Annotated in this window: 15 protein-coding genes; 4 read left to right on the top strand and 11 right to left on the bottom strand. The window is 70.2% G+C overall.

Annotated elements, in window-relative coordinates; translation table 11 throughout:
- Positions 1–8: 8 nt before the first annotated feature.
- Positions 9–1,121 carry a PQQ-dependent sugar dehydrogenase gene (locus ACZ4EG_RS24720; protein ID WP_467792119.1) on the bottom strand — a complete coding sequence of 371 codons (1,113 nt, stop codon included), beginning with the start codon at positions 1,119–1,121 and terminating at the stop codon, positions 9–11.
- Positions 1,122–1,311: 190 nt separating this feature from the next.
- Between ACZ4EG_RS24720 and pqqA the strand changes: the two genes are divergently transcribed.
- Genes pqqA through pqqE form a run of 4 tightly spaced genes read left to right on the top strand, consistent with a single transcriptional unit; the run spans position 1,312 to position 3,587 of the window.
- The gene (pqqA, locus tag ACZ4EG_RS24715) at positions 1,312–1,473 is read left to right on the top strand and encodes a pyrroloquinoline quinone precursor peptide PqqA (RefSeq protein ID WP_467792118.1); all 162 of its coding nucleotides are present in this window, start codon (positions 1,312–1,314) and stop codon (positions 1,471–1,473) included.
- 40 nt (positions 1,474–1,513) lie between these two features.
- Positions 1,514–2,230, top strand: a complete 717-nt coding sequence (gene pqqC / locus ACZ4EG_RS24710; protein ID WP_467792117.1) for a pyrroloquinoline-quinone synthase PqqC — start codon at positions 1,514–1,516, stop codon at positions 2,228–2,230.
- Between the two features lie 44 nt (positions 2,231–2,274).
- Positions 2,275–2,499 (top strand): pyrroloquinoline quinone biosynthesis peptide chaperone PqqD, encoded by a 225-nt coding sequence (gene pqqD, locus ACZ4EG_RS24705; protein WP_467792116.1) that lies wholly within the window; start codon positions 2,275–2,277, stop codon positions 2,497–2,499.
- Positions 2,496–3,587 (top strand): pyrroloquinoline quinone biosynthesis protein PqqE, encoded by a 1,092-nt coding sequence (gene pqqE, locus ACZ4EG_RS24700; RefSeq protein WP_467792115.1) that lies wholly within the window; start codon positions 2,496–2,498, stop codon positions 3,585–3,587. The genes pqqD and pqqE overlap by 4 nt, the downstream gene beginning before the upstream one ends.
- Positions 3,588–3,601: 14 nt before the next feature.
- Here pqqE and ACZ4EG_RS24695 read toward each other — a convergent pair whose 3' ends face one another.
- The 10 genes from ACZ4EG_RS24695 to ACZ4EG_RS24650 form a co-directional block, all read right to left on the bottom strand.
- Complete coding sequence (locus ACZ4EG_RS24695; protein ID WP_467792114.1) at positions 3,602–3,883, bottom strand: hypothetical protein; 282 nt, start codon at positions 3,881–3,883, stop codon at positions 3,602–3,604.
- Positions 3,884–3,939: 56 nt separating this feature from the next.
- The gene (locus ACZ4EG_RS24690; RefSeq protein WP_467792113.1) at positions 3,940–4,095 is read right to left on the bottom strand and encodes a hypothetical protein; all 156 of its coding nucleotides are present in this window, start codon (positions 4,093–4,095) and stop codon (positions 3,940–3,942) included.
- 193 nt (positions 4,096–4,288) lie between these two features.
- A complete protein-coding gene (gene fxlM / locus ACZ4EG_RS24685; RefSeq protein WP_467792112.1) occupies positions 4,289–6,616 on the bottom strand; it encodes a methyltransferase, FxLD system in 2,328 nt (775 codons plus the stop codon).
- 147 nt (positions 6,617–6,763) lie between these two features.
- On the bottom strand, positions 6,764–7,708 hold the full coding sequence (locus ACZ4EG_RS24680; RefSeq protein ID WP_453548714.1) for an MBL fold metallo-hydrolase: 945 nt from the start codon (positions 7,706–7,708) through the stop codon (positions 6,764–6,766).
- A gap of 257 nt (positions 7,709–7,965) precedes the next feature.
- Complete coding sequence (locus ACZ4EG_RS24675; protein ID WP_467792111.1) at positions 7,966–9,534, bottom strand: cellulose binding domain-containing protein; 1,569 nt, start codon at positions 9,532–9,534, stop codon at positions 7,966–7,968.
- A 156-nt stretch (positions 9,535–9,690) separates the two neighbouring features.
- Positions 9,691–10,200, bottom strand: coding sequence for an AMIN-like domain-containing (lipo)protein (locus ACZ4EG_RS24670; protein ID WP_453548718.1), 510 nt, complete (start codon positions 10,198–10,200; stop codon positions 9,691–9,693).
- Positions 10,201–10,326: 126 nt separating this feature from the next.
- Positions 10,327–11,130, bottom strand: coding sequence for an NAD-dependent epimerase/dehydratase family protein (locus ACZ4EG_RS24665; protein WP_453548721.1), 804 nt, complete (start codon positions 11,128–11,130; stop codon positions 10,327–10,329).
- A 125-nt stretch (positions 11,131–11,255) separates the two neighbouring features.
- Positions 11,256–12,677, bottom strand: a complete 1,422-nt coding sequence (locus ACZ4EG_RS24660) for a lamin tail domain-containing protein (protein WP_467792110.1) — start codon at positions 12,675–12,677, stop codon at positions 11,256–11,258.
- Positions 12,678–12,809: 132 nt separating this feature from the next.
- Positions 12,810–13,208 (bottom strand): hypothetical protein, encoded by a 399-nt coding sequence (locus tag ACZ4EG_RS24655; RefSeq protein WP_467792109.1) that lies wholly within the window; start codon positions 13,206–13,208, stop codon positions 12,810–12,812.
- Between the two features lie 32 nt (positions 13,209–13,240).
- Entirely contained in the window at positions 13,241–13,675 is a 435-nt protein-coding gene (locus ACZ4EG_RS24650; protein WP_467792108.1) for a MarR family winged helix-turn-helix transcriptional regulator, read from the bottom strand.
- Between the last annotated feature and the right edge of the window lie 48 nt (positions 13,676–13,723).

Below are 13,723 nucleotides of genomic sequence, written 5' to 3'. Positions count from 1 at the left end.
TGTGCGGATCACGGCGCCGTAGGCTTCAGAGCCGCTTCGAGCACCTGGTCCGAGCCGTCGGGCTGGTTGCCGTTGTGGTCCGTGTTGCCCGTGAAGAGCCACAGCGCAGCCCTGCCCGGAACCTTCTGTACGGCGCGGAGGCGGCCGTACTTGTCCTGGTAGTACGCCACCGGTGTGCCGACGTCGGTGCCGCTGACGGGGATGCGCCACAAGCGCTGGCCGCGCAGGCTCGCCATGTACAGATTGCCGTCGGCGTAGGCGAGTCCGCTCGGGGACGCGTCGCTGACGGACCAGGTGGCCTTGGGGTTGGTCATTCCTGCGGTGTCGCAGGGCCCGACGCAGGTGGGCCAGCCGTAGTTGTTGCCGGGCTCGATGAGGTTCAGCTCGTCGTTCGAGTCCGGGCCGAGCTCGGACGCCCACAGACGGCCCGCCGAGTCGAACGCCAGACCCTCCGGGTTGCGGTGCCCGTAGGAGTAGACGTATGTGCCGAACGGATTGCCGGGCGCGGGTTTGCCGTCGGTGGTCAACCTCAGGATCTTTCCGTTGAGGGAGTCCTTGTCCTGAGCGAGTTGATCCTGGTGTGCGTCCCCGGCCCCCGCGTAGAGGTAACCGTCCGGGCCGAACACCAGCCCGCCGCCGTTGTGCCAGTCGCCCCGTTTGATACCGGTGAGCAGCGCATGGTAGTCACCGAGCGTGGTCCCGTCGTAGGTCATCCGCGCGATCCGGTTGCCCTCGTCGGCCGTGTGGAACAGGTAGATGTAGTGGTCCTCCGCCCAGTGGGGCGACACGGCGATGCCCAGCAGACCGTCCTCCTGCTTGGTGGTCACCGTCTCCGGAACGGACCCCACGAGGATCTTCTCGCCGGCGGGGCTGAGCCGGTAGATCTTGAACGTCTCGCTCTCACCGACCAGCGCGGAGCCGTCCGGCAGCCAGCTGACGCCCCAGGGGGTGGTCCACCCGGTCGAGACGCTCGTGACGTCGCCCGGTTCCGTGGCGGCACGCGGTCCCGGCAGGCGGGACGCGCCGCTTCCGGGATCGGCCAGCGCGAGCAGGCCGGCGACCATGGCGGCGACGGCGGCTGCCGTACACAGCGGCCTTCTGCCCGGGGTCCTTCGGGGCATCGCGACAGTGGGCAAGGCGCATCCTCCAGGCGGAACCGGCAGTTCACCCGGAGCGTAGGTCGGCCTTGCCGCACGGAGGCACGGACAGGTCCGAAGGGACACCCGTCTGGCCGCCCCCCGGTTGCCCGACCTGCAAAGACTCCGGATGCTGCGGTGGGGACCCCACTGCCCCACCGGAAGGAGAGGCGACATGCCGAACGAAGCGATGGACCACACGAACGGTCCCGGTCGGGAAGCCCGCACCGAGGCGGCCCCGCGCCCGAGCACGGCCGAGGCCGCCTGGGAGCGACCCGACTACGTCGTCGTCGACACCGCCCTGGAAGTCACCGCGTACTCGCTGGCCACCCGTTAGGGCCGCCGCGGACGTGACGCCGACGGAAGAAGATCACGCCATGGTGGCTGCGGAGGCCCTGCGGCCGTGGGGGCGCGAGGAGTTCGAGGAACGGCTGCGGGCGGTGGCCGAAAAGCACTACCACGACCGCCATCCGTTCAACCTCCGCATGCACGAAGGACGTTTGAGCCCGGCAGAGCTCCGGCGCTGGATCACCAACCGTTTCCACTACCAGCGGCACATCCCGGTCAAGGACGCCCTCATCACCGCCAAGTTCGACTCGCCCGACCTGCGGCGCATGTGGCTGCGCAGGATCGAGGACCACGACGGCCGTGAGGAGGGCGAGGGCGGCATCGAACGGTGGCTGCGGCTGGGCGATGCCGCCGGCCTGGACCGGACCGTACTGCTGTCCGGCACGGACGTGCTGCCCGGGGTACGGCTCGCCGTCGACGGATACGTCAACTTCTGCCGACTGCGGTCACCACTGGAGGCGGTCGCCGCATCCCTGACCGAACTGGCGGCTCCGGACCTGATGCAGCGGCGCATCGAGGCCTTCGAGCGGCATTACCCGTGGATCGACCCCGACGGTCTGGCCTACTTCCGCACACGCGTCCGGCAGGGCCGACGGGACAGCGGTGAGGCGCTGCCCCTGGTCCTGAAGTGGGCACGCGGCAGGGCAGAACAGGAACGGGCGCTGGCGGCGCTCGCGTTCAAATGCGACGTCCTGTGGTCTCTGCTGGACGCCGTGGACCAAGTACCGCGGCAGACCCGCTCATGACGGCGGGAGCCGCGCCGCACTGGCGCCCCAGACTCGCTCCTGCCGTGACGCTGCGGCACGACCGGGTGCGCGGCACCGATCTGCTGGTCATGCCGGAACGCGTGGTGGTGCTGACCGGGCAGGCCGGCACCGTCCTCGGCCTGTGCGACGGTGAGCGCGACGTCCGGCGGATCGTCGGCGACTTGGGTGCACGCTTCCCCGGATCTCCGGTGGCCACCGACGTTCCGGTGTTCCTCGGCCGGATGCGGGCCGAGGGCTGGCTGCGATGAGCCGCGTGCCACGACCCTGGGCCCTGCTCGCCGAGCTGACACACGCCTGCCCGCTGCGCTGCCCGTACTGCTCCAATCCGCTGGAACTGACCCGCCGATCATGCGAGTTGTCCACGGACCAGTGGGTGGACGTGATGCGACAGGCCGGGGACCTGGGCGTGGTCAGCACCCATCTGTCCGGCGGGGAGCCGCTGTTGCGGGACGGTCTGGAGGCGATCGTCGCCGGGGCGGACTCCGCGGGGATCCACACGCAGCTCATCACCAGCGGGCTGGGGCTGGACCGGGCCCGGATCGCCGGGCTCCTGGCGGCCGGACTGCGCAGCGTACAGCTGTCCGTACAGCACGCGGACCCCATCTCCTGCGACCGGATCGCCGGGCGTCGGTCGTTCGCCGCCAAGGAACGCGCGGCGGCGCTGGTCCGGCAGGCAGGCCTTCCCCTGGGGGTCAACGTCGTCCTGCACCGCGACAACCTCGACGCGATCGACGCCCTGGTACGACTCGCGCTGGAGTGGGGCGCGGACCGGATCGAGCTCGCCAACACCCAGTTCTACGGCTGGGCCCTGCGCAACCGTGCCGCACTCATGCCGAGCCGCGACCAGCTGCGCCGCGCGTCGGAGACCGTGGCACGGTGGCGGAAGCGGCTGGCCGGACGCACCGAACTCGTCTGGGTGGTACCGGACTACGTCGACGGGGTCGCGAAACCGTGCATGGGCGGCTGGGGCGCGGTGTCGCTCACGGTCGCTCCGGACGGCACCGTGCTGCCCTGTCCGGCCGCGGCGACCCTGCCCGGCCTCGATCCGCCCAATGTCGCGGACCGTCCGCTCGCATGGATCTGGGAGCACTCCGGCGCCTTCAGCCAATACCGCGGCACGGACTGGATGTGCGAGCCGTGCCGCAGTTGCCCGCGCCGTGACGAGGACTTCGGCGGCTGCCGCTGCCAGGCCTTCGCACTGACCGGCGACGCCACCCGCACCGACCCGGCGTGCCGCCTGTCCCCGGACCACGACCTCGTCGAGAAGGTGGTGGCCGCGGAAGGAAGCGGGTCAGGCTACGAGTACCGGGCGTACGCGGAACGCAGGACGCGCTGAGGGCACGCGAAGGTTCAGATCTCCATGACGGCATCACAGTCGGGGCAGACGACGGACGCGTACTCGGCGGGATACCAGGGAGCCCCGGGGCTCTCGGCCGGCTGCCCAGGGGCCTTCTCCATGGCGAAGGTGTCCTTGCCGCACAGTGTCCGCGGTCCCGCGGCATCGGGCCTGCCAGGGGCGGTGGGCGCGGCGTGCACCCGGCGGGGGAGCCGTTTCGCATCGGGCGAGCCGGTCGCGGACGTACGCCCCGACACCGGCTTGTCGAGCTCGTACACGACGACGATCTCGCTCATGTGTCGACGCCAGGCTCATTCGCGGCTGAGCCGCCGAGCAACGCGTTCACCCGCGTTCACCCGTGTCCGGCGCCGGGGAGGGTGAGTTCACGGCCGCGGTAGAAGCCCTCGCTCTCCTCGACGACGTAGGGGGCCATGGCCGCCCGTCGCTGCTCCTCCGAATCCGAGGTCCGCCATGAATCGCATGCCTCCTGGGATTCCCAGAACGACACCCCGGTGATCTCCTGGCCGTCCTCGGACCAGTACGCGAAAGCGCGGCGCAGCCCTTCCGGGGCGGGGGCCGGGCGCCACGCCCTCTCACTCCTCCAGCGTGCCCTGCTGAATGCGGCGCGTCGTCACCCAGACGTAGTGCTCCTGCATGGCGGCTTCCTTCGTAGTACGCGTTCGGCTTGCCCCCTCTCAGATTCACCGTAGGTCCGATGCGCCACTTCGGCGCGTCTTGGACGTCCAGGTGAAGAGGAGCCGGCTGTGCGTCTTGTTCAGGATGTGTCCGTGAGGCAGCTCCCCGTCGGGGCTGTCCGCGGGGTGCACCTGCAGTCGGGGGCTGGTGTCGCGGGCGTCGCGGTCCCACGCGACGACCAGGTCGGCCATCGCGTCGGCGAGGGCGTCGGCGTGCGGGCCGTGGGCATGGATGCCGAACTCCGACACGCTGGGGCCGGAGCCGTCGGTCGCGAGTTTGCGGGTGAGGAGGTGGGCGAGGGAATCGTCGCGGATCAGGGCGGCGGTGTCCCAGCTGCCGGAGCGGTGGAGGAGGCCGGTGTCGAGGTCGGCGTCGACGGCGAGGCGGGCGAAGCCGTCACCGAGATGGTTCGCCAGCCACAGCAGGAGCATGTCGAAGGGCACGTCGCCGGGAATGGTCACGCCGGTCCAGCGTTCGGTGCGGGGCATGTCGAGGGCGGCATCGAGGCGGCTGGTGTCGGCAGGGGTGCCGTCGGCGAACCGTACGGTGATCTCGCCGCCGCGGAGCCGGGTGACGACGTCGCCGCGGTAGCCGGGACCCTGGAGGGGCACGAACCCGCACACGGTGTACGTGTCCGCGATCAGTACTCCGCCGCGTTTGGTGAAGGGGATGGACCACGTGTTGCCGTGGATGCGCAACGGGACGACGAGACGGCCGCCCTCGGCGAGGCAGTCGACCCAGGCGGGCGGAATGTCGCGGGCCTCGACGGTCACGATGAGGGCGCCCACGCTCCCGGTCGGCACGAGGTGGGCCGGGGCCTGCTCGCCGTCGGCGAGGTGGACGCGGACCCGGTGGTAGCCGGTCTCGGTGAGGAAGCGGCGGGCGCGCTCGGTGACCCATGGGTCGATGTCGATGCTGATCACGGTTCCATGGGGGCCGACGACCTCCTGGACGAGGGCGGCGTTGTAGCCACCGGAGCCGATCTCCAGCACGGTGTCGCCGGGGCGGAGAGCGGCGTCGCGGATCATCTCGGCCTGCAGCCAGGGCGCCGACACGCTGCTGGTGGGCGCCCCGCGAACGGTGCGCTTGGTGACCGGGGCCCGATACGCGTCATGGGCCTCGTCGAGCGCGACGCCGGGCAGGAAGCGGTGACGTGGCACGCGCCGCACGGCGGCCTCGATCGTGCCGCCGGCGTCCATCCGGCCGTCGGCCAGCAGCCGGTCGGCCATCGCCTGCCGCAAAGGTGCCGCCTCCAGCGCCTGTTGGACGGGCTCGGGTACTTCTAGGGGCGCGATCGGGTAGCGGTGGACGGGCGGCAGCTCGGGCAGCAGACCGGGCCAGATGGTGTCGATGACATGCGCGCTCGGCGTGAACAGCGGTTGAGCGAGCGCGGGCAGGTCGGTGAGCTCGTGCCATTCCCAGCGGCTCAGCAAGTGCGGTTCGGTCACGGCCGGTTCGCCGCTGTAGGCGGTGACGCGCACGGCGGCCGTCACCCGGGGGATGCCGTGCACGGAGTCCATCAGGAGGGCCGGCAGCCGTGCGTCGGCGCGGTCGGCCCGCAGCCCGGTCTCCTCTTCCAGCTCGCGGACGGCGGCGTCGAGGAAGTCCTCGTCGCCGTCGTTCTTGCCGCCGGGCAGCTCCCACACACCGCGCCGGGTGGACCAGCCCAGCAGGATCCGCCCCGCGGAGTCGGTCACGACGACACCGGCCCCGGTGAGGGCGTGCGCGGCAGGCCGCCCCTTGTCGGCGCAGGTGATCCGCGTGGCGGCGGGGTCACGCAGGACGACGAAGGCGAGCCCGTCCGCGTCGTGTCGCTCGGCGAACGTCCAGCCTTCCTGGAGCAGGCCGATCTCCTTCTCGTCGAGGGCGATGTCCTGGCGGCTGTCCGGCACGGCCTCGCTGACGGGTGTGATGATGCAGAGCGTGCCGCCCGGGCGCAGGCGTTCGCGCAGCCGGTTGACGATGCGGGTGCGGTCCCGGACGAAGGCCCAGCTGAGGCGGAAGGTGATGAGGTCGTAGGCGGGGTGGGGCAGATCGTCGAGGCCGTCCCCCTCGATGTCGCCGAGCCGGTAAGTGACCGCCGTGGCAGAGGTGTTCCGGGCTTCGGCCTGGGTGAGTGCGGCGGGGGCGTAGTCGATGGCGTCGACCCGGTAGCCGCCGGCGGCGAGGTGGCGGGCCAGTTCGCCCAGCCCGCAGCCGACATCGAGGGCGAGGCAGCCCGGGGTGGCCGGGGCATGCTCGGCGAGCAGCCGGCGTTCGGCGTCGCCGAGGGGCCGGAAGCTCTTGCCGCTCGCGTAGTACGTGTCCCACTCGCCGGGCGTGGTGTGTCCCACCAGGAGGGCTCCCTGTCTGGTCGAAGTGGCCCTGGCCGCCGGCCCGTTCCGTCCGGATCCCGGGTCCGCCCCGCGTCGCCGGAGCCGTCCGTGGACGCGGCGACGAGGGGCGAGACGACCCACGTCCTTGGAGATCGGGGCGCGGGGTCAGGCGAGGCAGGTGAGGGGACGGCCGCCGTTGTAGGCGATCATGTCGGCGATCGCCGCGGCGACGTCGATGGGTCGGCCGAGGGGACCGTCCTCCAACTCGGCGTACGCCCGGTGGAGGTTGCCGACGATACGCTCGCGGTCGAGCAGGTCGGCGTAGGGGCCCAGGTCCACTTCCCGGGCGGTCTCCAGCGGCGTGAGCCCGGCCTCATGGCCGGCGCGGGCGGTGGTCTGCACGAACCGCAGATAGCCGAGCACGTCGTCGATGAGGTCGGGGCCGGCGACACCGCCGTGCCCGGGGACGATGGTCGTCGCTCCCAGGGGCCTGATCACTTCCTCCAGGACCTGGATGGCACCGGCCACGGATCCCTGGACGAGGAACGGCGTGCCGCCGTTGAACAGCACGTCACCGCTGAAGAGCAGCTTCCGCTCCGGCAGCCAGACGATCGAGTCGTTCGTCGTGTGGGCGGCCACACCGACGTGGCGGACGTCCGCGCGCAGCTCGTCGGACCAGACCGTCACCGCATCGGTGTAGGTGAGGAACGGAGGCTCGGGGACGATGTCACCCCAGTCGACCTCGGTCCAGAACGGAGCTATTGCCTTCGGGTCGCCCCACTCCAGTACGTTCGCCCGGGTGGCCTCGTGTCCGACGATCGTGGCGCCGCCGAAGAGATGGTTGCCGAAGGTGTGGTCGCCGTGGTGGTGAGTGTTGATCAGAGTCCGTACCGGCTGCGGGGTGATGGAGGAAATGGCGTCCAGATAGGCGCGGGTACGACGTACCGTCGAGCAGGAATCCACGCTGATCACCCCGCGCTCGCCCACGATGAAGCCGGTGTTGTTGATCCACCAGCTGCCGTCGGGCTGTATGTAGGCGAACACCCCGTCACTGACCTCCTCGACCCGCGGCGGGGGAAGCTCGGTGACGTCATGGTGGACAGTGCTCATGCTGGGCTCCTGCCGTAGTGGGTGGGCGGTGTGCTCGAAGCGACCAGGAGGTCGACGACAACATCCTCCCGGACGCGAGCGGCATCGCCGCGATCATCGCATCGGCGATCGGCGCGTCGGTACCCCACCGGTCGGCCAACCCGAGCAGACCACTGCGGCGTACGGCAGCGCCGACAGGCCGGGAGGGGCCCTTGTCACACCGGACGGCTTTACGTCTGGCGTGGCAGGGGCGTCCCTTCCAACCTGTCGACGGAGCGTCAACCTCGGTACGCCGCGAAGATCTTGGCGAACTCGTACGGCGACTGAGTGATGTTGGTGCACCGGTACAGGGCACCCGTGCACGCGTTGCGGTCGCGGGTCGCCTCCCAGAAGGCGAGCTCGCCGAGATGCTTGCTCTGGGCGAAGGCGACCAACTGGCGGGCGTCGGCCTGGTCGTAGATGTGGCCGTCGTCGTTCTGGCCGAGCATCGGCGTCACCCCGACCATCGCCCACACCTGGGCGTCCGACTTGCCCGGGTAGAGGGACTTCAACTGGGTGAAGGTGCTCTGCGCGGCCTGGAGCGCGGCATCGCCGTAGTCGACACTGCGGTAGTAGTCCATGGCCATGACGTTGACGACGTCGAGGTCGACCCCGGCGTCGCGGGCGGACGTGACCACGTTCAGCCCGTCGGCGGTGAGGCCCTCCGGGAGCACCGGGAGGGTGAGCGAGATCCTCAGTCCCGGATGGGCCTGCTGCAGACGTGCCAGGGCCTGGGAACGGCGGGTGACGGAGGCCGGGTCGGCGGTGGCCGCGCCCTCGATGTCGAAGTCCACGTATGTCAGGCCGTAGGCGTTCACGACGGCGTTGTACTCGGCGTAGAGCGAGTCCACCGAGTTGCAGGCCTGGGCCAGTTCGACACCGGATGCACCGCCGAAGGAGACCTTGACGTCCCCTCCGCCGGCCCGGATCGCGTCGATCTGGTCCTTGGCCCAGCCGTCGCGCGGATCATAGGCATTGAACCACATTGCCTTGCAGCCCGAGGCGGTGATGAATGCCATGGTGTAGCTCGTGACCCCGCTCGCGGAGGCCATCTCGGGCATGCTCGGGGTGGGCCAGGCGCCCATGTCGACATAGGGCGCGGTGTGTACGCCACCGCCCGGCGGGGTGCCGCCGGACGTGGTGGTGCCGCTGACCGCCGCGCTGTAGGCGGAGACGTTGCCCGCCGCGTCCTTGGCCCGGACGCGGAAGGAGTAGCTCGCGCCCGTCGTCAGTCCGGTGGCGGTGTACGAGGTTCCCGTGACGGTGACGGGTGTGCCGCCGTCGCGTGAGACCTCGTAGCCCGCGACCGATCCCGAGTCGTCGGTGGCGGCGGTCCACCGCACGGTGAGCGACGAGCCGGTCGCCGAGCCGACGGTCACTCCCGTCGGCACGCTGGGCGGTGTGGTGTCGCCTCCGCCCGAACTGCCCGTGCAGGAGCCTCCGTTGAGCCGACAGTTGGCGGGTGTGCCGGTGCCGGTGGACACCCAGCCGAACGTGGTGGAGGCGCCCGGCGCCAACGTGCCGTTGTACTCACGGTTCTTGAAGGTGTAGTGGCTGCCGCTCTGGGTGAGCAGAGCGTCCCAGTACGAGCCGACCGTGGTGCCGGAGGGCAGGTCGAACTCGACGGTCCAGCCGGACAGTGCGGTGCTGCCGCCGTTGGTGACGGTGTACGCGCCCTGATAACCACTGTCCCAGGAAGCGGACTTGGAGAAGGCGGCCGTAGCCGATCCCGCGGCGTCGGCGGGCGGGGCCACGAACAGGAGGAGCGCCCCGATGAACAGGGCGATGAGTGCTGACGGTCTTCGCATTGCTGCCTCCACTGGGGGGTTGGGCGCCGGGGTGGCGCGCGAGGCTGCGCAGGATTGGTCCATACCAAGTGCTCTGTCATGTACGTACAGAGCGGCGGACCGTCCGTCAAGCAGAAAGGCCCTGCCGTTCAGTGACGGCAGGGCCAGGAGGCGGGGTCAGGCACAGCGGTTGGCGTGCCTGACGTCGAGGACGAAGCGCTCCGGGGAGTGGAGCTTGAGCGTCTTGTAGGCGGGCTTGGTGTGGAAAGCGGCTCCGAAGGTGACCGCACCCTCGAAGTCGCCGGTGAGGGCGAGGCCCTTGAGCGCGGGCAGGTGGATCTTCACCAGCTGGGGCCCTCGGTAGACGGACTGGCCCGCCTCGTTGTGCGCGGCGGCGGGGGAGAGCTTGATCTCCAGGAAGTACCTCCCGGCGAGCGGAACCTTCTTCCCGGAGGCGTCGTAGCGGAGTTCCTTGACCGGTTTCACGGTGACCGGGGGCATGGTTCCCCGGACGTCGATGACGAGCCGGTCGTAGGTGCAGTGTCCGCCCCAACGGGCGTTGACCACCAGCGCGGTCGCGGGAGCCTGCCGGGACTTCGGGGCGGCGGAGGCGGGAACCGTGGCGCCGAAGGCGGCGATGAGAAGAATTCCGGCCGCGATGGCCGTACGGCGTGGATGGTGGTGCATGACGCCCCCGATCTTTCTCGCAAGGGGACAGCGATTTCACCAGGGGAGACATGCGAGCGGGCCATACGGTTGCATCGCCCACGAGCAGCGTCTCATGCGTCCGCACCCCTGTGAGGGGCGAGTGGATCAGGCCTTGAGGTGCCTGAGGGTGAACTCGGGCCGCGCATAGGGACCAGCCTGGGGCGCGGCCGGGTCGGCAGGGAGGTCCGCTCCGGGAATGTCCGCAGCGTGGAGTTCGGCGTCGTCGACGGGGGTGTAGTCCAGTACGGCCGGATCGGGGAGCTCCCAGAAGCGGCGCGTGTTGGCGGAGACGGCGTACACCGTGGCGAAACGGGTGGTCGGTGGGGCGGTCAGCGCGGCGCGCAGATAGCCGACGGCGTCGCGTGGGCTCAGCCAGGTCGCGAGATGCCGGGGCTCGCTGGGCTTGTGCTCGAAGCTGCCGATACGCAGGCAGATCACGGACAGGCCGAACTTGTCGGCGTACAACTGCCCGAGGGCCTCGACGGCCACCTTGCTCACCCCGTAGAGGCCGTCGGGGCGTACCGGCTCCTGCGGACCAGTGTGATGTCCCACGGGGTAGAAGCCGGTGACACGGTTGCTGCCCGCCAGCACCACCCGCCCGATCCCCGTGCGCCGCGCCGCCTCCAGGACGTGATGGGTGCCGAGCACGTTGGCTTCGAGCAGATCGGCAAGCGGCGCCTCGTCCGGAACACCGCCCAGGTGGAGCACCCGGTCGGCCCCGGCGAGCGCCGACTCCACGGCGGCCGCGTCCCTCAGATCGACGGTGTGGACGGTCTCGTTCTCGGCCTGCGGCGTCAAGGGCACCCGGTCGACCAGGACCAGACGCGCCGCCTCGCCCCGCAACGCCTCGCGCACCACGGAACCGATGTTCCCCGCCGCGCCCGTGACCGCCACCGTTCCCAGTTCCACTGTGCCTCCCCAGGTTGCGACAACCCTCGCATCCGTGTGGCGGCCGAACCACTCATTAAGTTGGCGCGTGGAAGGGACCGCGGCCCAGGCCTCAGGTCGGCCGGGGCCGCAGTTGTGCGGTGGGTTCAGCAGGTGATGGTGCCCCTGCGCAGTGCGTGGCCACCGTCGTTGCTGTCGTCGGCCCAGTACACGGGCTTGGAGCCGCCGACGCACTCATCGGCTCCGGCCACCGAGAAGCCCTCGTTGTTGAGGTTGGCCATGCCGGTGGGGCGGTTGTAGATCGCCGTGGTGGCGAAGGCGCCGGACGCATCGACCTGCATGGTCCGGTGCTGGCCGCCGCAGGTGTCGTCGCAGACGACCCACAGGCGCGAAGCCTGCGGCTCCCACTGCAGTTCCATGACGCCGGCCATGCCGCTGCTGATGGACGCGACGCGGGTGAAGGCGCCCGAGTCCTGGAGGACGTAACCGTAGATCATGCCGGTGCCTTCGACGCCGACGAAGAACACCCCGCCCGTGTGCGCGCCGTACAGGCTCGGGTTGTACGCCGAGCCCGTCGACTCGTCCTTGAACCCGGCGGCGGTCAGGGTGGCGTCGGGGATCCAGGTGATGCCCTCGAACCCGAGGTTGGACCCGACGGACGGGAGGCCGGACGTCAGGTTCCACTCCTTGGCGGCGGTCAGCGTCGTACCGGTCCCGCTGACGTCGTACTTGAGGACGGAGAGGCGGCTCGTGCCGGACGAGTCGCCGTTGCGCTCGCTCGCGACGAACGCGCCTCCGGCGGAACCGGCGCCGGTGAGCGTGACGCCCTCGCTGTCAGGGGTACCGGAGCCGTTCGGGAAACGGAGCGTCTTGCCGGACGTCCATCCGTTGGCCGTGTCCGGCTTCCAGCCACCGGAGCCGTTCGGGACGAGTCGCCACAGCTTGCCGCTGTTCTGTGCTCCCCACATCACGCCCCCTTCCTGGTAGAGGCCGCTGAGATCCGTACCGAAGACATTGGAGGCGTCGGCGGTCGTGACGGAGCCGCTGCCCGGCCACGCCACCGGTGTGATTCCCCCGCCAGCGCCGCAGTCGTTGGGGCCGCCCAGGGTCAGTGCGGCCTGGCCGAAGCTGCCCGTGCCATCGGGGCAACGCGACCACGAAGGGTCGGAGTGGCTGCTCCAGCTGAAGCTGTCGACCGGAGTCGTGCCGTCCGGCAGGTAGAGACGCGCCGCGTCGCTGGAGCCGAGACCGAACGAGCCATGGACATCGAAGGCCCGGAACGCGCCGACGGCCAGCGTGGTCCCGGAAGCGATCTTGTACTTAGAGCTGTTGTTGTCGTCCTTGAGAATCCATCCCGAGATGTCGACGGCGGTGGTGCCCTTGTTGTACAGCTCCACCGAGTCGTTGACGTTACCGGTCGTCACCACCTCGTTGATCCGGATGTCGTCGGCCGGGGCCGCGTGGGCCGGCGACGCCGTCAGGGCGCCGACGGCCAGTGTCGGGCCGACAACTGCGGTGAGGAGAAGACGGAGGCTACGGCGCCACCGGGGAACACGTGATTCGCTCACGAAGTCCGTCCTGGGATCGGTCTGACAGGCCGCCAGGACCCTTCCGACACGGACCGAACGGGCTCCCTACGATGGGTGAGTGTCGTGTGAACGATGAACGAATCGGAAGCGGAGCGCACAGCCGCCGGCGACTCACGCGTCAGTGTGCTGCCAGGGGAAGGGCGCGCGGTCGGGCTCGACCCAGTTCGTCCTGGCCCGGGCGCCGGCCAGCGTCGAGGGCTGGTAGAAGCGCGTGAGCAGCTTCTTGTCGAGCAGTGCGGGGTGCTGATCGGCGAAGGTGTCGAAGTCGGTCGTGTCCGGCTGGGTCGCGTGGTGGCCCACCAGCTCGACCCAGGCGCGGCTGACGGTGGCGTTGTACTTCTGCGGTGCGCCTGCGTAGCGGGCGGTGCGCCGGATGCCGTCGCTGACCAGGTCCACTGCCGCTTCGGTGCCGTAGCGCCGGACGGCCAGCCACGTGAGGTGGACGTGCTGCCGGTGCCCGAACCGCTCGGCGGTGGCCATCACCTCTGCCATGAGTTCCGTGAACGGCAAGGACTGCTCATTCACGTCGTGGCCGCTTACGGTCACATCCCCTCCCCGACCAAAGCGTCCAGAACGGCGTGGAAACCGGCGATCGCCTCGGCAGGCAGGCCCTCCAGCGCGCGGCCCTCGATGTCGGCCAGCGTCTGCGCGATCAAGGCTGCCGCGGCGCGACCGGACTCGGTGAGTTCGATCAGTACCGAGCGGCGGTCGCCCGCCCGTGTGCCGCGGGTGATGTGACCGCGGCGCTCCAACCGGTCCAGCACGCTGGTGAGCGTGGTGGGCCGGATGCCCACGGCGGCGCCCAGCTGGGACACGGTGCGGCCTCGGCCGTCGGCGAGATTGGCCAGCGCGTTGATCTCCGAGGCGGTGAGGTCGAGGTCGACGAGTTCGGTGGTGATCAGCTGCAGGGTGGCATGGGTCGCGCGCTGCAAGGTCAGCAGCACCGACCGGCCAGGTGGCACGGATTCGGACTTCATGGTTTCGGATATTACGAAATCGTACTAACGGCTCGCAAGCCGGTTTCC

The organism is Streptomyces sp. NPDC025638, assembly GCF_055558775.1.
This window is presented reverse-complemented; position numbering and strand designations above follow the sequence as displayed.